The 24,407-nt window shown below is 63.5% G+C and carries 20 protein-coding genes; 3 read left to right on the top strand and 17 right to left on the bottom strand.

Features of this window, described 5'->3' with window-relative positions:
• Window positions 1-145 precede the first annotated feature (145 nt).
• Window positions 146-913: an SDR family NAD(P)-dependent oxidoreductase gene (locus AC3B5Q_RS10820; protein ID WP_103444253.1), complete on the top strand. Its 768-nt coding sequence runs from the start codon at window positions 146-148 to the stop codon at window positions 911-913.
• Between the two features lie 28 nt (window positions 914-941).
• Window positions 942-2,213 (top strand): D-arabinono-1,4-lactone oxidase, encoded by a 1,272-nt coding sequence (locus AC3B5Q_RS10815; protein ID WP_017148266.1) that lies wholly within the window; start codon window positions 942-944, stop codon window positions 2,211-2,213.
• Window positions 2,214-2,259: 46 nt separating this feature from the next.
• Here the strand turns inward: AC3B5Q_RS10815 and AC3B5Q_RS10810 are convergent, their stop codons facing one another.
• The 17 genes from AC3B5Q_RS10810 to AC3B5Q_RS10730 all read right to left on the bottom strand — a co-directional run bounded on the left by AC3B5Q_RS10810 (window position 2,260) and on the right by AC3B5Q_RS10730 (window position 23,528).
• Window positions 2,260-3,057: a helix-turn-helix domain-containing protein gene (locus AC3B5Q_RS10810; RefSeq protein ID WP_064493064.1), complete on the bottom strand. Its 798-nt coding sequence runs from the start codon at window positions 3,055-3,057 to the stop codon at window positions 2,260-2,262.
• Window positions 3,058-3,172: 115 nt separating this feature from the next.
• Window positions 3,173-4,405: an ethanolamine utilization protein EutH gene (gene eutH / locus AC3B5Q_RS10805; protein WP_103444252.1), complete on the bottom strand. Its 1,233-nt coding sequence runs from the start codon at window positions 4,403-4,405 to the stop codon at window positions 3,173-3,175.
• A 153-nt stretch (window positions 4,406-4,558) separates the two neighbouring features.
• Complete coding sequence (locus AC3B5Q_RS10800; protein WP_103444838.1) at window positions 4,559-5,407, bottom strand: helix-turn-helix domain-containing protein; 849 nt, start codon at window positions 5,405-5,407, stop codon at window positions 4,559-4,561.
• Between the two features lie 53 nt (window positions 5,408-5,460).
• The gene (locus tag AC3B5Q_RS10795; RefSeq protein WP_103444251.1) at window positions 5,461-6,873 is read right to left on the bottom strand and encodes an aminotransferase; all 1,413 of its coding nucleotides are present in this window, start codon (window positions 6,871-6,873) and stop codon (window positions 5,461-5,463) included.
• 34 nt (window positions 6,874-6,907) lie between these two features.
• Entirely contained in the window at window positions 6,908-8,011 is a 1,104-nt protein-coding gene (locus AC3B5Q_RS10790; protein ID WP_021782058.1) for a polyamine ABC transporter substrate-binding protein, read from the bottom strand.
• A gap of 208 nt (window positions 8,012-8,219) precedes the next feature.
• Window positions 8,220-8,921, bottom strand: a complete 702-nt coding sequence (locus AC3B5Q_RS10785) for an NAD(P)H-dependent oxidoreductase (RefSeq protein WP_392524146.1) — start codon at window positions 8,919-8,921, stop codon at window positions 8,220-8,222.
• 98 nt (window positions 8,922-9,019) lie between these two features.
• A complete protein-coding gene (locus tag AC3B5Q_RS10780) occupies window positions 9,020-10,210 on the bottom strand; it encodes a pyridoxal phosphate-dependent aminotransferase (protein ID WP_021782060.1) in 1,191 nt (396 codons plus the stop codon).
• A 24-nt stretch (window positions 10,211-10,234) separates the two neighbouring features.
• Window positions 10,235-11,464 carry an alanine racemase gene (gene alr / locus AC3B5Q_RS10775; protein ID WP_021782061.1) on the bottom strand — a complete coding sequence of 410 codons (1,230 nt, stop codon included), beginning with the start codon at window positions 11,462-11,464 and terminating at the stop codon, window positions 10,235-10,237.
• 34 nt (window positions 11,465-11,498) lie between these two features.
• Window positions 11,499-13,106 (bottom strand): 5-guanidino-2-oxopentanoate decarboxylase, encoded by a 1,608-nt coding sequence (locus AC3B5Q_RS10770; RefSeq protein WP_274119174.1) that lies wholly within the window; start codon window positions 13,104-13,106, stop codon window positions 11,499-11,501.
• Window positions 13,099-15,216 (bottom strand): acetate--CoA ligase family protein, encoded by a 2,118-nt coding sequence (locus AC3B5Q_RS10765; RefSeq protein WP_103469782.1) that lies wholly within the window; start codon window positions 15,214-15,216, stop codon window positions 13,099-13,101. Before AC3B5Q_RS10765 ends, AC3B5Q_RS10770 begins: the two co-directional genes overlap by 8 nt.
• 17 nt (window positions 15,217-15,233) lie before the next feature.
• Complete coding sequence (locus tag AC3B5Q_RS10760; RefSeq protein ID WP_021782064.1) at window positions 15,234-16,394, bottom strand: acyl-CoA dehydrogenase family protein; 1,161 nt, start codon at window positions 16,392-16,394, stop codon at window positions 15,234-15,236.
• A 33-nt stretch (window positions 16,395-16,427) separates the two neighbouring features.
• Window positions 16,428-17,222 (bottom strand): enoyl-CoA hydratase/isomerase family protein, encoded by a 795-nt coding sequence (locus tag AC3B5Q_RS10755; protein ID WP_021782065.1) that lies wholly within the window; start codon window positions 17,220-17,222, stop codon window positions 16,428-16,430.
• 239 nt (window positions 17,223-17,461) lie between these two features.
• Window positions 17,462-18,868 carry an amino acid permease gene (locus AC3B5Q_RS10750; protein ID WP_021782066.1) on the bottom strand — a complete coding sequence of 469 codons (1,407 nt, stop codon included), beginning with the start codon at window positions 18,866-18,868 and terminating at the stop codon, window positions 17,462-17,464.
• Between the two features lie 196 nt (window positions 18,869-19,064).
• On the bottom strand, window positions 19,065-21,317 hold the full coding sequence (locus AC3B5Q_RS10745; protein WP_021782067.1) for a hybrid sensor histidine kinase/response regulator: 2,253 nt from the start codon (window positions 21,315-21,317) through the stop codon (window positions 19,065-19,067).
• Entirely contained in the window at window positions 21,314-22,096 is a 783-nt protein-coding gene (locus tag AC3B5Q_RS10740) for a substrate-binding periplasmic protein (RefSeq protein ID WP_279934839.1), read from the bottom strand. The genes AC3B5Q_RS10745 and AC3B5Q_RS10740 overlap by 4 nt, the downstream gene beginning before the upstream one ends.
• Window positions 22,093-22,809: a response regulator gene (locus tag AC3B5Q_RS10735; RefSeq protein ID WP_103444245.1), complete on the bottom strand. Its 717-nt coding sequence runs from the start codon at window positions 22,807-22,809 to the stop codon at window positions 22,093-22,095. Before AC3B5Q_RS10735 ends, AC3B5Q_RS10740 begins: the two co-directional genes overlap by 4 nt.
• Window positions 22,810-22,883: 74 nt before the next feature.
• On the bottom strand, window positions 22,884-23,528 hold the full coding sequence (locus tag AC3B5Q_RS10730; protein WP_014756232.1) for a TetR family transcriptional regulator C-terminal domain-containing protein: 645 nt from the start codon (window positions 23,526-23,528) through the stop codon (window positions 22,884-22,886).
• A 116-nt stretch (window positions 23,529-23,644) separates the two neighbouring features.
• Between AC3B5Q_RS10730 and AC3B5Q_RS10725 the strand changes: the two genes are divergently transcribed.
• Window positions 23,645-24,391, top strand: a complete 747-nt coding sequence (locus tag AC3B5Q_RS10725) for an enoyl-CoA hydratase-related protein (RefSeq protein ID WP_325950732.1) — start codon at window positions 23,645-23,647, stop codon at window positions 24,389-24,391.
• Window positions 24,392-24,407 lie beyond the last annotated feature (16 nt).

The raw sequence follows: 24,407 nt of genomic DNA, 5'->3' as shown, positions 1-24,407 counted from the left end.
TCTATAGCCCTGCCCCATTGCCTATGCGTGCCCCGTATACCCATCGGTATATGGATGTTCCCGATGATCTGTTTCATGCTCCGGCACGCGAATCGCGAAACGCCCGGGCTCAAGACAGTCAATCAAAAATCATCGGGAGTCGAACATGGCTGGACGTCTTAACGGCAAGGTGGCGCTGATCACTGGCGGTGCGGGTGGCTGCGGGCTAGCCGCATCGGAGCTGTTCGCGGTAGAAGGGGCAAGGGTAGGCATTGTCGACCTGCCCGGCAGCAAGGGCGCCGAAGTTGCAAGGCGATTGCGTGATGCAGGTTACCAGGCCATCTTCGCCGCCGCCGATGTCTCGGACGCACAACAAGTGAAGGCCGCGGTGGCGGCCGTAGAAGAGGCCTTCGGCCACATCACCGTGCTGATGAACCACGCGGGCATCCTGTCGGCCATGCCCTTCCTGGAAACCAGTGAAGAAGAATGGGACCGGATCATGGCCGTGAACGTGAAGAGCATGTTCCTGGTCACCGGCGCGGTGTTGCCGGGCATGCTCGCGGCCGGCGGCGGCAGTATCGTCTGCACTTCATCCATCTCGGCAGTGGTGGGCACGCCGATGGAGGTGCTGTATTGCACCAGCAAGGGTGCCACCCATATGTTCGCCCGGGCTATCGCTGTGGAGTTTCGCGACCGAGGCATTCGCGCCAATGCCATCTGCCCGGGCTTCATCGCCACCGCCCACGGCCTGCGCGAGATCGATATGTTGCGCAAACATGGCGTGGACGTCAGCGAACAGGCCATCGCTGCCGCCCAGGGGCGCTTGTGCCAACCCTCGGAAGTCGCCAGCGCAGCCTTGTTCCTGGCCAGTGACGACGCCAGTTTCGTAAACGGTGCGCACCTGTTTGCCGACAATGGCTACACCGCCCTCTGATTACAAGAACAACCGGCAGGAGAACGATGTGAGCACCTCTTCCAACAACATGCATATCAACGAATTCGGCCTTGAACACGCGCACTGGCGCAACTGGGCCGGTAACCAGTCCTGCATCCGTACAGCACGCGGGGCACCGGCCAGCGAGGACGAACTGTGCTCAATGGTCAGCCAGGCCAGCAGCAATGGCATGAACGTGCGCGTGGCCGGCTCGGGGCATTCCTTCACCCCAGTGGCACTGACCAATGGCCTGCACCTGACCCTGGCCAACATGAGCGGCGTACGCCATATCGACCACGAGAGGAAGCGCGTCACCGCTGCCGCCGGCACCACCATCAATGCCTTGGGCAAGACATTGCGTGCCGCCGGGTTATCAATGGTCAACCAGGGCGACATCGACAGCCAGTCGATTGCAGGCGCATTGACTACCGGTACCCACGGCACCGGTCTGACCCTCGGCAACCTGGCCTCGTCGATTGTCGGCATGAAGCTGGTGCAACCCAATGGCGAAATACTCGTGGTCGACGAAAGCACCCCTGACCTGCTACAAGCGGGTCGGGTGTCGCTGGGCGTACTGGGCATTGTTTCCGAACTGACCTTGCAGGTGACCGACAGCTTCAACCTGCACGAGCGCATCTGGCGCGAAGACTTCGAAAGCGTGATGGAAAAGCACGACGAACTGGCACGCAAACACCGCCACTTCAGCTTCTTCTGGTGCCCCTACGAGCAAAGCCGGCATTGCTATTGCCTACCCGATACCGCCGCCACCTCTACAAGCGGGCGCACCACCGATGTCTGCGAAGTGAAGGTCATGGACATCACCGGCCACCCGATCTGGGAAAGCGAGTTCGAGAAAGTGGCCTACAGCTCGGATGTGTACCCGATCGAGTACCTGCCCAACTTTCACGAGCTGGAATACGCTGTGCCGTTGCGCCACAGCAAGGAAGCGTTGCGGGCCGTGCGCAAGCTGATGCTGGAGGACTTCCCCAAGGCCATCTACCCCATCGAGTACCGCTTTACTGCCGGTGACGGGGCGTGGATGAGCCCATTCTTCGAGCAGGACAGCGTGACCATTTCAGTGTCCGGCCAGCCGGGTACCGACTACTGGGACTATCTGCGGGCGGTGGATCAGATCCTGCGTTCCTATGGCGCCAGACCGCACTGGGGCAAGCTGCATTTCCTGACGGGTGAAGATGTGAGTGCAATATACCCGCGTGCCGAGGACTTCCGTAAGCTGCGCCGCCAGCTCGATCCGCAAGGGATCTACCTCAGCGAGCACCTGAGTCCGCTGTTCAGGTGACCTGTACCTGATACAGCAAGGGGCTGCTTTGCAGCCCCTTGCTGTATCAGCCCTTGGCCAGATAATCGATAAACAGGCGAAACAGTTCGGCGTTGGATGAAATTTCCAGGCGCTGATAGATGTTGTGCTTGTGCACCTTTACCGTCCCATCGGAAATATTCAGCTGCCGCGCAATCGACGCATTGCTGTGCCCCTGTAACAACAACTTGGCGATAAGGCGCTGCGTTTCAGTCAGTTGCCCTTGCAAGATCTCTACGAAGGCGTCCTCCAGCACCACCCCCTCTGGTGCTGCGCGCAGGATATCAGCGTAACGCAATCGACAGTGCTGACCAAAAACCGAAGCCAGCAGCGGCGACATTGCAGCCAACAGGTCCATTTCTCCTGCACCGAAATCCCCGCTGCCGTGGTTGCGCATCAGCGAATAGACGATCGCCAACCGGGGCCGAAGGGGAATGATGAAGCCCACCTCATCCACCGCCGTCCCATAGTCGGACGACACGCAGGGGTGGATGTCCTTGGAAATGGCAAACCCTGAAGAGAAGAAGCAGTCAGGTGCCAGTTCGCTCATGCGCCATAGCCCGGCTGGGTGCTCGTTGACGCAAGCAACGTAGAACGGGTCAAGCAGGTAGCCGCCGCGCACGTAGGCGTTCAACGTACGCTCCGTGACCGTACGGTTGTACCCGTTATGCACCAGCAGTGCTGGTTGATTGAACTGGAACAGGTAGGCGCAACTCATGTCGAACGTCAGCTTGCTGCGCAGCCACGCATCCAGCGCCGGTCCCAGCTGTTCGCTGCCGATCGCCTCGATCACCGCTGCCAACTCGTTTGCCTCATCTTTTGTCATTGTTCACCACACGCTCATGCACCGAAGGCCTGCATGACCTTACCGCCTTGATCGGTTAAAAACACAAAATCCGGAGCGCCCAGGACGCTCCGGATTATGCGCATGACGCTTTTGCTCAGGACGGCTCGGCCACCCCCTTGCAGACACCTGCGGCAGCGTCCTGACGCCCCAACTCCTGCGCCTTGGGCACCGCCAGCCAACTGGCCAGCAGCATGGCGATCAGGCCGCCACTGAGTTTGCCTATCATCAACGGCAGTATCAGCGAGGGCTGGAAGTTGGCGGAGAAGGCCATGTGGTCGCCAAAGGTGAACGCGGCGCACACAGAGAAAGCGATCACCAATACCTTGTCCTTGGGCGGCATTTCGCTGACCAAGCGAAACATGGCCAGGATATTCGCCGAGGCCGCCAATACCCCGGCCGCACCGACACCAGACATGCCAAAGCGCGAGGCAACCCGTTCGATTGGCCGCGCCAGGAAGCGCTTGAGCAAGTGCACCATGGGGAACGCCCCGCACAGCATCAGGCCGATGTAGCCAGCAATTTCCAAGGCGCGAAACTGATCATCGGCATCGGCGATGATCGGCGCAAAACCCCAGCTGCCGAACAGGTGGCTGAACAGGCCGGTGAAGTACTGCACGATGGACGCTACCAGCACCAGAACCACGGCGATGTACATGAACTGGCCGAGCTTGAGGAACAGGTACACCATCAGTGTGGGGAAGTAGCGCAATGCTGCTGCCAGGGCAATGCAAAACAGGATCAACGGCATCAGGTTGCGCAGCAGCATTGCCCAGGTGAAGTGCAGTGCCTGGGTAGCGGCGCCAGTGGTAGCGATGTCCGGACGCACGCTCAGGCCAAGCGCCTGCATGGTCATGGCAATGATCATGATGCTCAGCGGAATGGTCAGCAGCCCGGCCATGATCCCCAGTGCCATGTACTTGTGGTCGGCCTTGCGCAGCATGGCCAACCCGACCGGAATGACGAAGATGATGGTGGCGCCGCACTGAAAGCCGGTGATCAGGCCTAGGATCCAGCCTTCCTGGCTTTGCGCCAGCGCTTTGGCTAACTGGTAGCCGCCCATGTCCGAGGCGATGAAGATGGGACCGGCGATGCCAGGGTCGGCCCCGATGGCCTGGAACAGTGGCGCGATCACATGACTGATACCAGCTGAAATGTACGGGATCGCCGCCATGATGCCGGCTACCGGGATAAAGATGGGGCCGATGCTGTGCAGGCCGGCGATGAACTCCTGGCCCAGTTCGCCTTCGGGGTTGTAGATGGATGCCAGGGCACCCAGTACCGCGCACACCATGATGACGTAGATGACATAGGTGCCGATGCTTTCCATTTGCCGCCTCATTTTTAGAGTTTTGGGTTGGCAGGACTGAAATGTAACGGGGCATCGTTGTTGTTATGGCTTGAGCATGGCGCGCCCCGTCGAGGGTTAAGCTATGCGGCAAGGTGCAGGGCTGTCCATATACCGGGAGGTATAGAAAATTGATCACCGCGTTACGCTAAGGATTTCCAGCTGATCACCGCGTAACCAGTCGATAAACCGTGCAAACAACTCCGATTGCGAGTTGATCTCAAGTTTCATGTACAGGTTCTTGCGGTGCATGCGCACGGTCTCCGGCGAGATACCCAGCTCCAGCGCGGTAGATTTCACCGAGTGCCCGCGCAAGATCATGTGCGCCACTTCCCGCTCGCGGTCGGTCAGCACCTGGCAGCCAAAGCTGTCGAACGCTGCCTGCAGGCTGCCACGCTCGGTTGATGCAGCGCCCGGTTCCAGGTTGTGCCGGGCATAACGCCCAAGCAGTTCGCGCACCATCGGCTCCAGCGCACGCAACAGGTCGACCTGCCCGGCATTCAGGCGCGTGCCGCTGCAGCCTTGGAACAGGCTCAGCGACAGCTTGCGGCCTGGGCTGAGGTCGACGATGTAGTAGCTGTCTTCACTGCAACCTGTACCCAGGTAATAGGCCTTGTAGTAGTCGCTTTCGAAGAAGTTGTCGGGGGCGATTTCCTGCAGGTGGTAGAAACCTTCGGCCAGGCCGCTTTGCACGGCAAGGCAGAAAGGGTCCAGCAGGTAGCCGGCACTGAAATAGCGCTCCAGCACGGCGGCCCGGTGCCGTTCGGGAATGCCTTGCTGGTACAGCAACTGCGGCGCCCGCCCCTGGCACTCAAGGCTGATCATCATCGACTCCACCTGCACCAACTGGCCGATGGCAGCGGCCACATACTCCAGCGCCTCGGGGGTTTCGCCGTGGGCCAGGGCGCGTTGCAACGCCGCGTGCCACTGCTGCAGCGCGCCCATTGTGAGGGTAAGCGGGGTATCGGGGGAGGCCTGGGTCATGCCCGGCAGTCTAGCCTGCCAGGCACGCCCGCGCACAGCCCTTTGCGCCAGGTTCATCGGCCTTGGTACAGGCCAAGTGCCGTGAGTTCACGCGCGGTTTCGATGATGCACTGGCGCAGGGTCTCGACGATCTCGTCCACCTGTGCATGGGTGATGATCAACGGAGGCGACATCACGTTCAGGTGCATGATCGGACGCACCAGCAAGCCTTTTTCCTGCGCCTTGCTGTGGATGCGCTCGCCGATGTTCACCTCATCGGCGAACAGTGCCTTGCTGGCCTTGTTGGCGACGAACTCGACACAGGCCATCAGCTTCATGCAGCGCACATCCCCCACCAGCGGCAGATCGCGCAGGCTCTGCAAGCGTTGCTCAAGGTAACCCCCCACGTCGTTGACATGATCGAGCAGTTGCTCGCGCTCGATGATCTCGATGTTCTTCAGCGCCGCCGTGCAGCACACCGGGTGGCCGCTGTAGGTAAACCCGTGGGTAAAGCAACGACCCTTGCCTGGCTCGGCAATCACTTGCCAGATGCGCTCGGAAAAAATACACGCGCCCAGCGGCAGGTACGCCGAGGTCAGGCCTTTGGCGGTGGTGATGATGTCTGGGGTGACGCCAAACAGTTCCTCGCTGGCGAAGAAGGTGCCCAGACGCCCGAACGAGGTCACCACTTCGTCGGCGACGAACAGGATGTCGTAGGTCTGGCACAGCTGCCACATGCGCTGGAAGTAGCCCTCGGGCGGAATGATCACCCCGCCCGAGCCCATGATCGGCTCGGCGAAGAACGCCGCCACGTTGTCGGCACCCAGCGAAAGGATCTTGTCCTCGAACTCCGCTACCAGAAAGTCGAGGAACTCCGCCTCGTCCATGTCGTCTGGCGCGCGGTACGGGTTGGGGTTGGAGACGTGGTGGATCAGGTCGTGGTGGTAATCGAACTCCGGCACCCGGTCGGCGGCCTTGTTGCCAATCGACATGGTCAGGGTGGTGGAGCCATGGTAGGCGTTGTAACGGGCGATGATGTGCTTCTTGTGCGGCTTGCCGCGGCAGTTCTGGTAGTACTGGATCAGCCGGTAGGCCGTATCGACCGCGGTCGAGCCGCCCGTGGTGAGGAACACATGGTTCAAGTCACCCGGCGCCAGCTGCGCGAGCTTCTGGCACAGTTCGATGGCGACGTCGTTGGCCATGTCGGAGAACGGGTTGGAATAGGCCAGCTGGCGCACCTGGTCAGCGATGGCCACGGCCATTTCCTCACGGCCCAGGCCAATGTTGGTGCACCACATGCCGCCGACGGCATCGAGGAAACGGTTGCCATGGGTGTCGCGAATGTAGGCGCCCTCACCGGCGACGATGTTCAATGCACCTTGCTCGCGGTGCTCGTCGAACACATGGTAGCCGTGCATGTAGTGGGCCTTGTCGGCGTCCACCAGCGGGTCGTGGGCAATGGCGAATGCTTTGCTTGGGGTGGCCATGGGCAGCTCCTTGGCGGGAATCGTTGGGCGGTGTTCAGAAACCGGTCTTGACCGTGCTCCAGACCCGGGTGATGGCGCGCATGTCCTTCGGGCTCTGGGTTTTCTGTGCGAACAGCCGTTCGCGGGTGGGTGCGTCGGGGTAGATGGCCGGGTCCTGGCGAATGTCATCACGCACCAGCGCGGTAGCGGCAGCGTTGCTGTTGGCGTAGTGGATGTAGTTGGTGACCTTGGCCATGGTCTGCGGCTGCAACAAGAACTCGATGAAGCGGTGCGCGTTGGCCGCGTGCGGCGCATCCTTGGGGATGTACAGGTTGTCGAACCAGATCAGCGAACCTTCCTGGGGGATGAAGAACGACAGTTTGATGTCCTTCTTCGCTTCCACCGCGCGGGCCTGGGCGGTGGCATAGTCACCGGACCAGGTCAGCGCCAGGCAGACATCGCCGTTGGGCAGGCTGGTGAGGTAATTCACCGAATCGAACTTGCGAATGTAGGGGCGGATGCCCAGCAGCAGTTGCTCGGCCGCCTTGAGGTCGGCAGGCGACGCGCTGCGTGGGTCCTTGCCCAGGTACTGCAGGGCCAGCGGAATGACCTCGGTGGGCGCGTCCATCAGGGTGACGCCGCAGTCGGCGAAGCGCGAGACGATCTTGGGGTCGAACAGCATGGCCAGCGAACCGATCGGCGCGTCGGGCATGCGCGCGGTGATCTTGTCGACGTTGTAGGTTACCCCCGAGCTGCCCCAGGTATAGGGCGCCGAGTACTTCAGGCCAGGGTCGTAGCCCTGCAGGTTGTTGACCACCTGCTGATCGAGGTTTTGCCAGCTAGGCAGTTGCTGCTTGTCCAGTGCCTGGAACACGCCGGCGCTGATCAGCGGGGGTACCAGCGCGGCATTGAGCATGACCAGATCGTAGCCGGAACGGCCGGTGAGCAGTTTGGTCTGTACCGTTTCGTAGCCATCAAAGGTGTCGTAGATGACCTTGATGCCGGTGGCCTTCTCGAAGTCGGCCAGGGTGGTTTCGCCGATGTAGTCGGTCCAGTTGTACAACCGTAACGTGTTACCGCTGTCCACCTCTGCCGCCTGGGCCAGGCTGGCGCCAGACGCCAGCAGCAGACCGCCCATCACCTTCAGTACCTTGCGCATGGCAACTCCATCGTGTGAGTGCTCCGGATCGAGCCGATGAGTTCACTATCGGTGGATTCGCCCAAGGGTGACATACCCCGAATGTGTGGGTAGCCGTATTTAGTGCTGCTCTCAGGGAACAACCGCTAATGCGTTGACTTAGCGAGGGCTCCAAAGGCTGGGCAACCTTCTGCAGGCTTACCGCCAGCCTTGAGAGCAGCGTGGGGTGTCAGCTGAGGGGGTACAACGCTTCATCGAACTGTGCCAGGCGCGGGAACACCAGAGGTTGGTCGTCCGAGAGCTGCTCCAGACGCTGCCGGTATTGCTGCAGAAAGTCCTGCCGCGCATCAGCACTGATGTACGGCACATGCCACGCCACGAACGGCGGCAGCACCTCGAACCCGACATAGGCCAGCGTGCCACGCAGAATCGGCCGCAGCATGTCTTCCAGCGGCCCGTGAATCGCGCCGTCGCCAAACATGTGCTCGCGCCCGCCCAGGGTCACGGTCACCAGCGCCCTCTTGCCGGCCAACCCGCCCTGGTCGTAGAAGCGCTTGCCGCCATAGCACACCCCCGACACCAGCACCCGGTCGATCCAGCCCTTGAGCATGGCCGGTGCCGAGAACCAGAAAATCGGGAAGTTCAACACCAGCAAATCGGCCCACAACAGTTTGTCCAGCTCCTGCTGGATGTCTGCGGCAAGGGCACCGCGCTTGACGCCCTGACGCTGCTCCAGCGCATACACGAGGTACTCGGGGTTCTCGCGCTGGGTAAAGTCATCGGCACTGGCCACCGGGTTCCAGCCCATCGCGTACAAGTCGCTGACCTGCACCTGATGGCCTTGGGCGCCAAAGGTTTCCACCGCCTGATCACGCAGGGCAGCCGTGAACGATTGCGGCTCGGGGTGAGCATGGACGATCAGTACATTCACAAGCATTCTCCTCACACAAAACAGGTTATCTTGCCGCAGTGGTTCAGCAGCACGCGCCTTCCTCCAGACCCAGGCGGCGCGTACGCTGGACAGTGTGCTCACGCATCATTCTGCCCGTGCATCAGTTCGCCGGCGCAGCGGGCAATGCGCTGGCAGGCATCGACCAGCGCCTCGTTGCTCAGCACCAGGCCCAGGCGAATATGCCCGGCAGCGCTAGGGCCGAATGCCTCGCCGGCGAGCACCGACACGCCCTGGCTGTCCAACAGGTAGTCGGCGAAGGCCTGGGCGCTAACGCCGGTTTCACGGATGTCGACCATCACGAACATGCCACCATCAGGCTTCAACGCCTTCAGGCCCGGGCAGCCGGCCAACTGCTCGCACACCAGGTCGCGCCGCTGGCGGTAGGCTTCGCGCATGGCGTCCAGTTCGGGCAACGGGTGCTCCAGCGCCACCATGGCGGCATCCTGGATGAAGTCCGGCAAACCGTAGAGCATGCACAGGGCGAGGTTTTCCAGATGCGTGGCCAGCGCTGTCGAACCAACCACCCACCCCATGCGCCAGCCGGTCATGGCATGCGATTTCGACAGGCTGTTCAGCGTTGCGGTGCGCTCGGCCATACCCGGCAGGCTGCCGGGGCTGACATGCTCGCCTTCATACAGCAGCTCGCTGTAGACCTCGTCAGAGATCAGCCACAGATCATGGGCAACGCACAGTTCGGCCAGCGCTTCCCAGGTGGCACGCGGCAGGCTCGCCCCTGAAGGGTTGTGCGGGCTGTTCAGGGCCAGGGCGCGGGTGCGCGGGGTAATGCACTCGGCGACGTCACGCGGGCACACGCGAAAGCCATTCTCGGGCTTGACCGGTACCGGCACCACCTTGGCGCCGCAGGCACCGAACACGGCCTCGTAAGTGACATACATCGGTTCGGCAACGATCACCTCGTCGCCTGGGTCGAGTATGCACTGGGCCACGCAGAACAACGCGCACTGGGCACCCGCCAGCACCGTCACCTGGTCGGCGCTCACCGCCTGGCCGCTGCGTTGCCGGTGACGGTTGGCGATGGCCTGGCGCAGCGCCAGCTTGCCGCGTACATCGGCGTAATGGGTATGGCCAGCGCGCAGGCTGTCGATGGCCGCCTCGACGATAGGCGCGGGCGTGTCGAAGTCCGGGTCACCCACCGACAGCAGCAGGATGTCCTTACCCTCGGCCTGCAGCGCCAGGGCGCGGTAGTGGATGTCCCAGGCCGCGGCCCCGTCGCCGGCGATGCGTTGGGTGAGCTTGGCGTAGCGCATGGCAATCTCCTTTCAATGGCAATTTCAGTCGACGAGCATCTTCGGGTTGGAACTGCCCCATACGGTGTACAAATCGGCGAGCAACGCGCCGTTGATTTCTTCCATCTCGGCCTGGGTGATTTCGCCCCCGGCCTGCTTGCCGAACAGCACCACTTCGTTACCCCCCTTCACATCAGGGAAGTCCGTGACATCGACCATCAACGTGTTCATCGACACCTTGCCCACGACCGGCACACGGTGGCCGTTGATCAGCACATGGCCCTTGTTGGTGAATACCCGGCGGTAGCCGTCGGAGTACCCGACCGTAATGTTGGCCAGGCGCGAATCACGGGCCAGGGTGAAGGTGCGGTCATAGCCCACGGTGTTGCCGGCCGGATAGCTGTGCACCGCCGCCACGCGCGATTTGAACTGCATTGCACGTTTGTACTCGGTACGCCCCGGCACGGTGTCGCCGAACAACGCGCCCCCCGTTCGTACCATGTCCAGGCGCGCTTCCGGCACTTCCAGCGTAGCGAACGAGTTGGCAGCGTGCAGGGTGAGCTTGTTGCGGTCTAGCCTGGCGTGCTTGATCAACCAGTCGGTCTGCTCGTTGAATGCCGCCAGGCCCCTGCGTACATCGTCCTTGTCTTCCACGGCGAAGTGGGTCATAAGCGCAACCAGTTCGAGGTGCTTCTGGTCGGTGATCTGCAGCGCTTCACCGCGGCCGGACCAGGTAGCCATCTCCACCCCGTTACGGCTCATGCCGCTGGAGTTGAAGGCCAGATGGATGCGCAGGGTCTTGCCATGGCGCGCGGCGATGGCATCAGCCTGGCGGGCGAACTCAGCGCTGCCCACCAGCTCTTCCATGTCGTACTGCAAGGCATCTTCCAGCTCGCTCAGGCTGGCCGCACGGACCCGCACCAGTTGCCCGGTGAAGCCGCTGGCGCGGACCACCCGGGCCTCCTCGTTGCTGGCCACCGCTACGCAGGGCACGCCCTGGGCGATGATCGACGGCATCACCAGACCGATACCATGGCCATAGGCATCGGCCTTGAGCACGGCGCACAGCCTGGACTTGCCAGCCAATTCAGCCTGCAGGGTGCGGATGTTGTGTTGCAGGGCGCTGGCACTGACCTCGACCCAGGCGTTGCTGTTTTGCACGGTCAGGGCGTTGGTGCCGTTGTCCATCGACAACGGGGGTGCCGCATACAGGGGGGCCTGGCCGGTGATCAGAAGTACCAGGGATGCAGCCAGAAGGGTACGGCGAAAGGGCATGGTGGTTACTCGTGTTCTTGTCGTTGTGCGCGCCTTAACAGACGCAGGTGTGTTTGAGTTCGATGAACGTCACGCCGGGTGTGGCGAAGCCGCTGGCCAGGTCGGCCTGCAACGCGTCCAGGTCGCGTGGCTGGTGCGTTGTGCAACCGAAGGCGCGGGCCAGGCCGATGAAATCCGGGTTGCGCGGTAGCACGCCGACCGGCTCGATATCCAGGCCGAGCATATCGTCGCGGATCTGGCCGAGGGCGTCATTGTTCCAAAGCAGTACCACCAGCGGCCGGTGCAGCTCCTCGACGGCAGTGGCCAGTTCCTGCGCGGTGTACAGGAAGCCGCCATCACCCACCAGTACCAGGCCGGGGCGGTGGTCGCTGGCGAACATGCCACCAATGCCGGCCGGCAGGCCGTAGCCGAGGGTGCCGTAGCCGGTGGGGTGTAGCCAGCTACGTGGTGCCCGGCTGGCGAAGGCGTAGTTGCCGGTATAGGCCAGCTGGGTCATGTCGCTACTGATGAAGGCATCGTCGGGCAGTACGGCGGCGATACGGTCCAGAATGGCCTGGTGCGTGGCCTGCAACGGGGCATGCCCACTGCGGATGGCCTGGCGCAGGTTGGCCACCGCCTCACTGGACTGAGCCGGGTCACGCTGAAGTGCGGGCAGGTGTTCGAGCAAACCGTCCACGGTTTGCCGGGCATCGCCCTGCAGGGCAATGGCACAGGGGTAGAAATCGTTGAACTTGCGCGGGTCGATGTCGACGCGCAGCAGCTCGCCGCGGATCGGCAGGCGCTCGCGCCAGAAGTCGGTGTCGGCCATTTCGGTGCCTACGGCAAGCACCACATCAGCCTGGCTGATCAACTGCCAGCCGGGTTCGACGCACAGGCTGGCGCCGGCATTGAGTGGCGCGTCTGGCGGCAGCAAGCCCTTGCCGGCCACGCTGGTGAACAGAGGCGCCGCCAGCCGTGCACTGAGTTGCTGCAACTGTTCAGCCGCGTGCAACGCGCCCCCACCGGCAATGATCATTGGCCGCTTGGCGGCGGCGAGCTTCAGGGCAGCCTGTTCGAGGGTTTCGCGGCACGGCTGGCCACGCCCCGGCCGGCGTACCACCTCATCGCTCCAGTCCCGGCTGACCGATGCCGCCAGCACGTCCAGGGGCACCGAAATATGCACCGGGCGCGGTCGTTCGCTATCGAACACTGCCCAGGCACGCGCGATCAGCTCGGGCAAGTCGTCGCCCCGCAGGGCCACCGCAGAAAACGCAGTGATGGGCGCAGTCATCGAGCGCTGGTCCTGGGTTTCATGCAGGCAGCCCCAGCCCTTGCCCAGGCTGGCGGTGTGGTTGACGCTGGAAATCACCAGCATCGGCACCGAGTCGGCATAGGCTTGGCCGATGGGGGTGGCGACGTTGGTCACGCCGGGGCCGGTAATGACGAAGCACACCCCCGGCTTGCCACTGACCCGCGCATAGCCATCGGCCATGAAACCGGCGCCCTGCTCGTGGCGGGTCAACACATGGCGAATGCCGCTGCCCGGCAGACCACGGTACAGCTCAAGAGTGTGTACCCCGGGGATGCCGAACACGGTCTCCACGCCGTAGTTGGCCAACAACCGCACCAGCGCCTGGCCGGCAGTCAGGGTAAGGTCATTCATGTCGTTCTCCTTGCGCCTGGCCGAGGCGGATCAGCGCGTCGACCGCGGTGGTGCCATTGGCACCGACCATCAATGGGTTCACATCCAGCTCCAGCAACTGCCCGGCGTTTTCGCAGGCGTAATCGGCCACCGCGCGGATGGCCGAGACCAAGGCATCGAGGTTGGCGGCCGGACGGCCACGGAAGCCTTGCAGCAGGCTGGCACTGCGCAGGCTCAGCAGCGCAGCTCGGATGGCGCTGTCGGTAGTGGGCAGCAACAGGCTGACACTGTCCTTGAGCAGTTCGACCAGCACGCCGCCGGCACCGATCACCAGGGCCAGGGCAAAGTCGTGTTCACGCTTGATGCCCACTATGAGCTCGGCCAAGGGCGGCTCGGCCATGGGCTCGAGAAGCACCTGGTCGAACGCGACGTGCGGGGCGTAGGCAGCGATGCGCTGGCGCATCTGCACCAGTGCAGCTTCCAGGGCGCGGGCATCGCGCAGGTTCAACGCCACGGCGCCAGCTTCGGTCTTGTGCGGCAGCTGCGCGCTGACAGCCTTCAGTACCAGCGGGTAACCCACGCGGGCGGCGTCTGCCACGGCGCATTCGGGTGTACTCAGCACGCCCGCAGGCACGGGCAGGCCGAAGGCGCGCAGGGCCTGCTTGGATTGCCATTCGTCCAACAGTAGGCTTTCGCCCGTGAGGGCCTGGGGGCACAGCGGTACCCGCGCAGCCTCGCCCTGGTCCAGCAACCGCTGGCGGCTCCTTTGGTAAGCGACGATACGGCCCCAGGCCGCCAGTCCGTCTTCCACGCCCTGCAGGGCAGCGATGCCCCGTGCATGCAGGCGCTCACGCGCACTGGCAGGCAACAGTTCCGGGAAAGCCGAAGTGACGAAGCCGATCTTGCCGTGGCGTTCAACGGCATCGCAGTACAACCCCAGCAGCAGGTCGCATTCCTTGCGCTCGCCAGTGAACGCCGCCGGGTAGTCCAGCACCAGCATCGCCGCGCCCGCGGCGCCGCTCAGGGTGCTGTCGAGCATGCGTTGCAGGGCGGCCTCATCGCCCCAGATGGCAGTGGTGAAGTCCAGTGGGTTGACCAGGTTGGCATAGCGCGGCAACACCTCCGCCAGTGCCGCCACCTGCCCTTGCTCGAGCTTCGGCAGTTGCAACTGGTTGCGTTCGGCATAGTCGGCAATCAGCCCGGCATCGCCGCCTGAGCAGGCCAGCGCAACCAGCTCGCCATCTGCCGGCAAGCGTCCGCAAGCTGCGGCCTTGAGCGTTTCGACAAAGCTCACCGGGCCGCTGACGCGGATCACCCCCAGGCGCTGGAACAGGCTGTCGTACAACGCATCGGAGCCAGACAACGAGCTGGTGTGGCTGAGCGCCAGTTCAGCGCCGATCTGCGAAACGCCCGTCTTCAATGCAATGATCGGCGTGCCCTGCTGCAGCGCCTTGCACGCGGCGCGGGCGAAGCCCGGCACGTTCTTCAGGCCCTCCAGGTGCAGGCCGATGGCGGTTACCCGTGGGTCGTCGAGCAGTACATCCATCAGCTCGGCCACACCCAGTTGCGCCTGGTTGCCGACCGAGGCCATGTAGGCCACCGGCAGGGAGCGGTCGCTCATGGACAGGTTATAGGCGAAGTTGCCACTTTGCGTGAGGATCGCCACCCCCTTCTCCACCTGCTGGCCACCATGCGCCACCGGCCACAGGGCGGCACCGTGCAGATAGTCGAGCAAGCCATAGCAGTTGGGGCCGAGCAAGGCCATGTTGCCGGCGACGTCGAGCAGGCGTTGCTGCAACTGGTAGCCCTCCTCCCCGCTTTCGGCAAAGCCAGAGGCATAGCAGATGGCGCCGCCGGCCCCGCGAGCAGCCAGCTCGGCAACACACTGCAGGGTCAGCTCACGGTTGGTGGCGATGAACACTGCGTCCGGGGCGTAGGGCAAGTCGGCCACCCGTGCCACGCAGGGGATGCCTTCGAGGCTTTCATGCTGCGGGTTGACCAGCCACAGCTCACCGGCAAAGCCACCTTCGACGCATCGCTTGAGCGCCCGCGCCATGCTGCGCCCGCCGATAAAAGCCAGATGCCGGGGCGCCAGCAGGCGCTTGAGGTTGTCACGAATCGATTGCGACATGGGTGTTCTCCTGGCGCTCAGCGCAGCAGCGGGCGCAGCAGTTCGCGGGCGATGATATGCCGCTGGATTTCCGAGGTGCCCTCCCAGATGCGCTCGATACGCGCGTTGCGCCAGATGCGCTCAACCGGCCCTTCATCCATCAGGCCCATGCCACCGAAGATCTGCACCGCTTCGTCGGCGACCTTACCCAGCACTTCGCTGGCAAACAGCTTGGCCATACCGGCCTCACCGTCGGTCATGTTGCCTTGGTCCATCTTCCAGGCGGTGTGCAGGGTGAGCATCTCGGCCGCGCGGATCTGCGTGGCCATGTCGGCCAGCTTGAACGACACCCCCTGATAGCTGCCGATGGCCTGGCCGAACTGCTTGCGGTCGGCGGCCCATTGCAGTGACAGGTCGAGGGCGCGCTGGGCCTGGCCCACGCAGTTGGCGGCGACCATCACCCGGCCGGCGGTAAGCCAGGCGTTGGCCACTTCCCAGCCCTTGCCGACTTCGCCCAGCACCTTGCTGGCCGGCACCCGGCAGTCGTCGAAGAACAGCTCGTAGGTGTGATAACCACGGTTGCTCACGCACTTGGGACCACGGCGGATGGTCATGCCCGGCGTACCCCGGTCGACCAGCAAGGCGGTGACCGCATTGCGCTTGCGCCCGTTGTGCTCGTAGGTGTCGGTGACAGCGAAGACAATGGCGAAATCGGCGTGGCCCGCGTGGCTGATGAAGTGCTTGCTACCGTTGATGACAAAGTCATCGCCCTGGCGCACGGCGCGGGTCTTGATGGCGTTGGCATCAGAGCCGGCGCCCGGTTCGGTGAGGGCGAAGCAGTCGATCTTCTCGCCCTGTACACACGGCAACAGGTAGTCGTTGATCTGCTCGTCCTTGCAGGCCATGAGGATTTTCGACGGCCGCGCAACGAAGACATGCAGCGCCCAGGACACCTTGGACAGCTCACGTTCGATCAGCGCCTGGGACAGGTAGTCCAGGCCGCCCCCTCCCACTTCCTCGGGCATGTTGAAGGCATAGAACCCGGCAGCGATGGCCTTGCCACGGATCTGCGCTGCCAGCTCGGGTGACACGGCGTCGGCGCGGTCCACTGCTTCCTCATGGGGCAGCAGCTCTTTGGCAACAAAGCTGCGTACCGCTTCCACCAACATTTCTTGTTCTTGGGTCAGTTGGAAATTCATCTGCGAAGGTCCTGATGAGGGTCGGGTATCGGATTACTGGCCGGTAAAACGGGGGGCGCGACGTTCCACCGAGGCTTGCAGGGCCTCGGCGCCATCCTGGCTGCGGCCACACAACAGGCCGGCGTGGCGCTCGGCTTCCAGCTGTTCAGCCAGCGTGCGCCGGGCACCGTCGCGTATCAGCCGCTTGGTTTGCGCATAGGCGAAGGTCGGGCCGTTGGCCAGGCGCCCGGCCAGCTCGGCGACGACGGCAGGCAACTGCTCGTCGGCACAGACTTCGCTGACCAACCCGGCGGCCAGGGCGCGATCGGCGCCCCACAACTCGTCGAGGAACAGCAGGCGCTTGGCCTGCTCGCTACCGATCAGCCGTGGCAGATGCCAGCTGGCGCCAGCATCGGGGCTGTAGCCCATGCTGGTGTAGCCGGCCTTGAAGCGCGCCGAGGCGGCGGCGATGCGCAGGTCGCAGCACAGGCTGAGGTCCATGCCACCACCCACAGCGGTGCCGTTGATGGCGGCGATGGTGGGTTTGTCGAGGCTGTGCAGGCGCAACATCAGGGCATGGGCAGTTTCGGTCCAGCCGTAGCTCTCCAGGGTGCCCGCCGCTTCGGCGGCTGCCCATTCGGCCAGGTCGGCGCCAGCGCAGAAGCTGCGGCCGCTGCCGGTCAGCACCACCACGCGAACGGTGGGGTCGCTGGCATGGCTGTCGAGCAAGGCGTGCAGTTGCTTGAGGGTGGGAATGTCCAGCGCGTTGCGTTGCTCGGGGCGGTTGAGGGTGATCCAGGCAACGCCGGCTTCGACCTTGCTCAACAGTGACGACGACGGGGTGGTCATGGGGGGCCTCGGTGTTGTTGTGATGGTTTTGGAGGGCTTGACGAGAGAGATACTAAACGATCGTTCAACAAGGCGGGATGGGCTGTTACAACTTCGCACAACTCGGTGTTTGGCGTTACACAAGGGTGTTCGTCATGACGGCTTTATGGCCTGTGAGATCGCGCGCCGCACAGGCGGCGCAAGACCTCACAGGTACTGAAAATGCAGCGACCAACACCTGCCGCCGACGAGCTACGGCATCAAACCCTTGGTGCGCTGGGCTCGAAGGCCCCCTGCCGGCGGCGGTTGACGAAGAAGTACGCCGCATAGCACAGGGCAATGAAGCCAAAGCCCCAGTACAGTGACGGCCGCTGGGTTTCATCCAGCGCCAGGAACACGAACAGCGAACTGCACAGGGTGATGCACAGCAGCGGCACCAGTGGGTACAGCGGCGCCTTGTACTTCAGGTCCTGCACTTGCCCGCCGTCGCGCAGCCAGGCCTTGCGGAAGCGGTACTGCGCCAGGGCGATGACGATCCAGGTCACGGTGCCGGACATACCGCTCACCGCCATCAGCACCATGAACAGCGTGTCAGCCGCAACGAAGCTGGTCATCAGCGAGATCAGCGCAAAGCACAGGGTGATGCTCAGCGCCCGCAGCGGCACGCCACGCTTGCTCAGCGGCGACAGGCTTTTCGGTGCCATGCCAGTCTTGGACATGGCCCAGAGGATGCGCGTGGAGGCATACAACCCAGAGTTACCCACCGAGAGGATGGCCGTGAGGATGACGAAGTTCATCAAGTCGGCGGCGTAAGGGATGCCGACCATGTCGAACACCTGCACGAACGGGCTTTCCATCAGACCGGCCTGCTCGTGCGGCACAATGGCCGACAGCACGGCAATCGCCAGCACATAGAAGATCAGCACGCGGAACACCACATTGCGCACCGCCCGCGGGATGCTTTTTTCCGGGTGCTCGGTCTCGCCAGCCGCCACCCCCATGATTTCGCAGCCCTGGAAGGCGTAGACCACAGTCATCATCACCGCGAACACTGCCGACAGGCCGTGGGGGAACAGCGACTCGCCCACCAGGTTGTTCAGCATCGGTGCGGGTGCTCCGCTGCTCAGGGGGATGGCACCGAAGATCACCAGCAGGCCAATGACGATGAAGCCGAGGATAGTTGCCACCTTGATGCCCGAGAACCAGTACTCGGCCTCGCCAAAGGCACGCGTGGCCAGGGCGTTGAGGCCGAACAGCACCACCACGAACAGTGCCGACCAGTACCAGATCGGCACCTCCGGGAACCAGCGGGTCATCAACATGCCGGCAGCGGTGAACTCCAGGCCTACGGTGGTGGCCCAGCTCATCCAGTACACCCAGCCGATCATGAAGCCGGTGGCCGGGCCAATGTACTTGGTGGCGTGGGCCTGGAACGAACCGGACACCGGCATCTGCACCGACAGCTCACCCAGGCAGACCATCACCAGGTACATCAGCAAGCCCGCGACCAGGTAAGCCAGGATCGCGCCCACCGGCCCCCCCTGATTGATGGTTACGCCCGAGCCCATGAACAGGCCGGTGCCAATAACCCCACCCAGCGACAGCATGAAGATGTGTCGGCTTTTCAGGGCGCGGGTGAGCTGGATCTTTTCAACGCTGTCAGTCATGGCACACCTCGCCTTTGCGGCCGGTGCGTGGGAGGGTTCGAATGAGGGGATGAGCGCTACGGCATGTCATTATTCTTGTCTCCAATAAGCCTCATGGACCGCGTGCAACACGGTTGCCATGGATTATTGGAAACGGATGTAAGGCGCCGTTGTACGAACGGATCGAAGATGTAAAAAGTCGTAAGTTTTTTGTACGTCACCTCTGGATCAACTGTTCCAGCGTGGCACTGGCCTGACCTAGCTGGGTGGTCAGCGGCTTGCCGAGGGCTTGCATGGCCTGTAGGTCATGCTGCCGGGCCGCCTCCTCCAGACCACGCAACACCGTAGCCAGCCCGCTAAACCCCAGGGAATCGCAACTGCCAGCAAGGCGGTGGGCCAGGTGCAGCACTTCGGTGAAGTCCTGGGCTGGCAGCGCCTCGGCCAGCGCCGTGGCGTGCTGCTGCAGTGACTGGCGCAGGACCTTCAGCAGGCCTTGCAACTTCTGCTCCCCCAGCAGTGAACGGTGGGTGTCGAGCAATGACCAGTCCATGTCTGCGCCAGCGCTGGCCACTTCAGCGGGCGCTACGTCAGCCAACGCCCTGCGCAGGTTGTCCAGCCGCAAAGGCTTGGCCAGTACGCCCTGCATGCCAGCGTCCAGATAACCCGCTACCTGGCCCGGTTGCACACCGGCCGTCAGCGCCAGGATCCGACTGTGGCGGTTCGGCCCAGGCGAGGTACGCAACTGTCGGCACAACGCCACCCCGCTCATGCCCGGCAAGTGCACGTCCAGCAGAACCAGGTCGAAGCGCCGCTGCGCGCATGCCTGCAGGGCTTGCCCGGCGTCTTCGGCAAAGCTTACCCGGTGACCGTCGCGCATCAGCAGGCCACCGGCAACCTCACGGTTCAGCGCAACGTCTTCGACCACCAGGATATCCAGGCTGGGCAAGGGCGAAGGGGCTGGTAAACCCGCCGAGACAGGCTGCCCGCGAGCCATGTCGAGTTCGAACCAAAAGCTGCTGCCCTGCCCTTGAACGCTCTCAAGGCCGATGCTACCGCCCAGTTTCTCCACCAGGTGCTTGCAGATCGCCAGGCCCAGGCCAGTGCCGCCATAGCGCTGGGTCACCGCTTCGCTGGCCTGGACGAAACGGTCGAAGATCTTCGCCTGAACGGCGGGCTCGATGCCGATACCGTTGTCACAGACCGACAGCCGCAAGCGCTGCGAGCATTCGTTACCGGCAAGCACCTGCACTGTAAGCTGTACCTGGCCGTGCTCAGTGAACTTGATGGCATTGGCCAGCAGATTGCTCAGCACCTGTCGCAGGTACTGCTCTGCGCCGTACTGGTACGCGGCCAGTTGCTCATCGACCTGCAGTTGCAGGGTGTCGGCATTCTCCATGGCCATGGGTTCGAGCAACGCCAGCACTTCCTGGCACAACTGACGCAAGGAAAACACCACCCGTTCGGCGCGGCTCTCGCCTTCTTCGAGCCGGGCGAAATACAGCACTTCGTTGAGAATCGCCAACAGCCCTTCGCCGGCCTTGTACAAGGCCTCGACACGCTGGCGGTCGGCGACCTCCAGGCGCCCGCCGCGCAGCAGTTCGGCCATGCCCAGAATACCGTTGAGCGGCGTGCGCAGTTCATGGCTCATGGTCGCCAAGAAGCGCGACTTGGCCAGGTTGGCAGCCTCGGCCTCGTCCTTGGCCCGAGCCAGGCTGGCCGTACGCCGCTCGACCATGGCCTGCAATTCGTCGCGTTTGTCCTGCAGTTCCAGGCGGTCACGCTCACGGCGCTCGATATCGCTGAGGATGGCGCGGCGCATATCGTCCAGGGCGTTGGCCACAGTGTCGATTTCGTCGGGGCGCGATGAGCGGCGGCGGCCAAGGCGCAAGGGCTCCTGCCACTGGCCGGCGCCAATGCGTCGGGCGAACTCGGCCATCACTTGCAGGTGGCGGGTGACCAGACGGTAGAACAGCCCTGACAACGCCACTGCCAGGCCGCACAGAAACACGCCCATCCATAGCAGGCTGGCAAGGCCCGTGGCGTAAAGCCGCCGGTGTACCGCGCCAAGGTCGATGCTGACTTCCAGCTCCCCCAGATGCCTTACCGGCCCTGAGGGCGGCTGGTAGTCGAGGGGAAAGCGCTCGATGCGCAGCGGCCCTTGGGGGTCGGGCTCACCGCGCAACAGCGGGAAATCATCACTGAGCAGACGCACCCGCGCCACATCGGAAAAGTCCACCAGGCCGCGCAACTGAACATCCAGCTGCGCCTCGTCGAGGTCCCACAGGCTGCGTTCCAGGCTGGCCAGGTAGCCGGCACGGATCAACGCCATGCGTGCCTCTATATCCCGCATTTCGCGACGGTACTCGAAGTACAACTGCACGCCGCTGGCCAGCACCGTGAAGCACAAGCTGAACAGCAGGATGAACAGCAGCAGGCGACGCAGCAGGCCATCGGTGCGCAGGTGGATCATCGTGCATCCGCCGGCAGGTTGATCATGTCGCGGTAAGTGACCTCACTTTGCTCCAGCCAACGCGCGATCTCACCCGCCTGGTTCATCCGCTGCAACTGCGCATCAATTTCAGCCATGCGCTGGCTCAAGGGTGACTGTCGCGATACCGCCACCCGCAGGTAGTCCACGCTCAGTGCCGTGGGCAATGCGCGAATATCCTGCGCCCCGGGCAGGTGTTCGATGAACAGCAGCCCGGTGCGCCGCTCCTGAATCACATAGTCGATGCGCCCGCGAATCAGCTTGCCGAAGTTCTGCTGGCTGGAAGACACCCGCTCGATGTTCTGATGCCGGGCGACGAAGCGATCGAACTCGGCGCCATAGCTTTCACCGTACAGCAGGCCGCCGCGGTAACCCGCCAGGTCCTCCAGCTGCTGGAACTGCACCGGCCGCTTGCGGTTGTAGAACACGGCCACTTCCTCGCGCACCACCGGCTCTGTGGAAAAACGCATGCGCTGGTCACGCTGGTCACTGTTGTAGGCCAGCACCACGTCCACCCGCCCGGCGGCGGCGTCCATCAGGCAGCGCTTCCAGTTGCCCAGCACCACGGTTTGCACCTCGTAGCCCATGCGCGCGAACAGTTCGCGCACCACGGTCGGGGCCAGGCCACGCACCTGGTGGCCATCGCTCCAGGAAATGGGTGGGTACACCGGGTAGTCACAGTAACGCACCGGTTCACTGGCACTGGCGTGCAGGGTGGGCAACGTCAAGGCCAGCGCCAATCGCCAGGCGCGAGGAATCATGCTGCCACGCTGGCGGTGAACAGGTAGCCGGTGCCGTGAATGGTGATGATCAACTGCGGTTCGGCCGGGTCGTCATGCAGCTTGCGCCGCAGGCGGCCGACCAGCACGTCGATGGAGCGGTCGTTGGGCACCCACTCGCGGTTGCGAATCTGGTCCATCAGTTGGTCGCGGCTGAGAGTGTGGCCACTGTTGCGCAGGAACACGCTGAGCAACTGGAACTCGCCGTGGGTCAGCAGGGTTTGCCCGCCACGGGCGTCGATCAGGCGCCGGCGGTCGGTGTCCAGTGCCCAGTCGGCGAACTGCTTCAGTGATTGCGCACAGGCCGAGGTGGGGTGCGCCTCGCGGGCATGGCGCACGCGGCGGATCAGGTTTTTCGCCCGGGACACCAGCTCGCGGGGGTTGAGCGGTTTGATCACGTAGTCATCTGCCCCGCATTCCAGGCCAACGATGCGGTCGATGTCGTCATTGCGCCCGGTGACGAGGATGATGCCAACCTCCGAGCGCACCCGCAGTTCGCGGGTCAGGGTGAGGCCATCCTTGCCGGGCAGTCGGATGTCCAGCAGCACGAGGTCGACATCCTGGCTGGCAAGCAGGGCTTCGGCCCCTTCGGCAGTGTCGGCGCAGTGTACGTCGTAGCCTTCCTGGGACAGGTAAGCCTGCAGCAAGTCACGAATAAGCGGATCGTCATCGACGATCAATACCCGAGGCGTCATTGCGTGTTGTCTCTTTTTTATTGGTGTTGTTCTACACACTCGCGACAGCAGCGTACTCGTTACTGAACAGGCGATCAACAGCCCTCGGGCAGGCTGAAGCGCCTCCGGCCACCGGCCTGCAGGCCGTCGACCCAGGCCTCGCAGATGATCACGCCCTGCTCGGGGCTGAAGGTGCCGGGGTTCAGGCCCGACTCCAGCCACAGGCCGTCGAGCAAGGCGCTCAGGCTGATGGCCGCCAGGTCGGCATCGAAGCCCTGCCAGCCCTCCTCTTCGGCCAGTCTGGCCAGTAGCTGGCCAAGCTCGTTGCGGTACTCGCCATAGGAGTGGTCGTGCACCTGGTTGATCGCGTCGGCGGTCTTCACCGCGCCCCAGAAGGCCAGCCAGGCATCGAGCAATTGCGGGTCGAGCAGCTCGGCGCAGAACGAGGCACGAAAGAACGCGGACAGCCGCTCGCGGGCATTGGGCGCGGCCTGGGCCATGGCCTCACGCAACAGGCCCATCACCCTACCGGTGACGGCCATGTAAGCCTCTGCAACCAGTTCGTCCTTGCCCGCGTAATGGTGGCTGATCAGCCCGACCGAGACCCCGGCCTCGGCCGAGATCTTGCGGATCGAAGCCCCCTGGAAACCATGGCGTTTGAGGCACACCAGGGTTGCCTCGACCAGGTTGGCTTTGCGCAATTCCGGCAGCATGCGGTGGTAGCGGGCTTCCTGAGTCATCGGTGGGTCTCTGGTTAGGGGCTGGACTGAACGACTGTACAACAAGCCGGACTGCGTGATAAACCCTAAGCGCCACTGCCCGGCAGGGCCCCCTCACAACAACAAAAGCGGCTGCCATGAACGACCTGATCACACGCGAGCTGGACCAAGGCCTGCTGACCCTGGCCTTCAACCGCCCCGACAAGCTCAATGCCCTGAACACTGCCATGTACCAGCTGCTGGGCGACCTGTTGCTGGCGGCAGGTGAAGACCCCGCTGTCGATGCCATCATCATCACCGGTGGGCCGCACTGCTTCAGCGCTGGCAACGACCTTCGCGACTTCCTCGACAACCCGCCCAGCGACCTGGACAGCCCGGTGTTCCGCCTGATGCGGGTGGTCATGGGCCTGGACAAGCCGCTGATCGCAGCGGTCAGTGGTGCGGCGATCGGCATCGGGGCCACCCTGTTGCTGCACTGCGACCAGGTGCTGGTCAGCCGCTCGACCAAGCTGCGCATGCCTTTCGCACCGCTGGGTGTGTGCCCGGAGTTTGGTTCCAGCCTGCTGCTGCCGCGTGTGCTTGGCCAGGCCCGGGCGGCACGCTTGCTGCTGACCAATGCATTGCTGGATGGCGAACAGATGCTGGCCTGGGGGCTGGCCAATGAGCTGCATGAAAACGGCGAACAATGCCTGGACGCTGCCCGCACGCTGGCGCGGCAGATGCAAGGCTACCCGCAGGCGGCACTGCGTATCAGCAAGCGGCTGCTCAAGGACAGCCAGCGGGCGGAGCTTGAAGCCACGGTGGCGCGGGAAAGCCGACTGTTCATCGAGTGCTTGCGTACTGAAGAAGCGCGGGCAGTGCTGCGAGGGCTGATCAAGGATTGAAGGGGCTGGTGCGATC

The sequence above is a fragment of the Pseudomonas sp. D5(2026) genome (assembly GCF_057766845.1).
This window is presented reverse-complemented; position numbering and strand designations above follow the sequence as displayed.

What these genes read in the sequence shown, in the direction of transcription:
- AC3B5Q_RS10795 (WP_103444251.1), bottom strand. Translation starts at nt 6,873, where the DNA reads ATGGCCACCCCAAGCAAAGCATTCGCCATTGCCCACGACCCGCTGGTG.
- AC3B5Q_RS10800 (WP_103444838.1), bottom strand. Translation starts at nt 5,407, where the DNA reads ATGACCCAGGCCTCCCCCGATACCCCGCTTACCCTCACAATGGGCGCG.
- AC3B5Q_RS10735 (WP_103444245.1), bottom strand. Translation starts at nt 22,809, where the DNA reads ATGACGCCTCGGGTATTGATCGTCGATGACGATCCGCTTATTCGTGAC.
- alr (WP_021782061.1), bottom strand. Translation starts at nt 11,464, where the DNA reads ATGCCCTTTCGCCGTACCCTTCTGGCTGCATCCCTGGTACTTCTGATC.
- eutH (WP_103444252.1), bottom strand. Translation starts at nt 4,405, where the DNA reads ATGGAAAGCATCGGCACCTATGTCATCTACGTCATCATGGTGTGCGCG.
- AC3B5Q_RS10770 (WP_274119174.1), bottom strand. Translation starts at nt 13,106, where the DNA reads ATGAATGACCTTACCCTGACTGCCGGCCAGGCGCTGGTGCGGTTGTTG.
- AC3B5Q_RS10750 (WP_021782066.1), bottom strand. Translation starts at nt 18,868, where the DNA reads ATGACTGACAGCGTTGAAAAGATCCAGCTCACCCGCGCCCTGAAAAGC.
- AC3B5Q_RS10745 (WP_021782067.1), bottom strand. Translation starts at nt 21,317, where the DNA reads ATGATCCACCTGCGCACCGATGGCCTGCTGCGTCGCCTGCTGCTGTTC.
- AC3B5Q_RS10725 (WP_325950732.1), top strand. Translation starts at nt 23,645, where the DNA reads ATGAACGACCTGATCACACGCGAGCTGGACCAAGGCCTGCTGACCCTG.
- AC3B5Q_RS10755 (WP_021782065.1), bottom strand. Translation starts at nt 17,222, where the DNA reads ATGACCACCCCGTCGTCGTCACTGTTGAGCAAGGTCGAAGCCGGCGTT.
- AC3B5Q_RS10780 (WP_021782060.1), bottom strand. Translation starts at nt 10,210, where the DNA reads ATGCGCTACGCCAAGCTCACCCAACGCATCGCCGGCGACGGGGCCGCG.
- AC3B5Q_RS10820 (WP_103444253.1), top strand. Translation starts at nt 146, where the DNA reads ATGGCTGGACGTCTTAACGGCAAGGTGGCGCTGATCACTGGCGGTGCG.
- AC3B5Q_RS10730 (WP_014756232.1), bottom strand. Translation starts at nt 23,528, where the DNA reads ATGACTCAGGAAGCCCGCTACCACCGCATGCTGCCGGAATTGCGCAAA.
- AC3B5Q_RS10760 (WP_021782064.1), bottom strand. Translation starts at nt 16,394, where the DNA reads ATGAATTTCCAACTGACCCAAGAACAAGAAATGTTGGTGGAAGCGGTA.
- AC3B5Q_RS10740 (WP_279934839.1), bottom strand. Translation starts at nt 22,096, where the DNA reads ATGATTCCTCGCGCCTGGCGATTGGCGCTGGCCTTGACGTTGCCCACC.
- AC3B5Q_RS10810 (WP_064493064.1), bottom strand. Translation starts at nt 3,057, where the DNA reads ATGACAAAAGATGAGGCAAACGAGTTGGCAGCGGTGATCGAGGCGATC.
- AC3B5Q_RS10790 (WP_021782058.1), bottom strand. Translation starts at nt 8,011, where the DNA reads ATGCGCAAGGTACTGAAGGTGATGGGCGGTCTGCTGCTGGCGTCTGGC.
- AC3B5Q_RS10765 (WP_103469782.1), bottom strand. Translation starts at nt 15,216, where the DNA reads ATGTCGCAATCGATTCGTGACAACCTCAAGCGCCTGCTGGCGCCCCGG.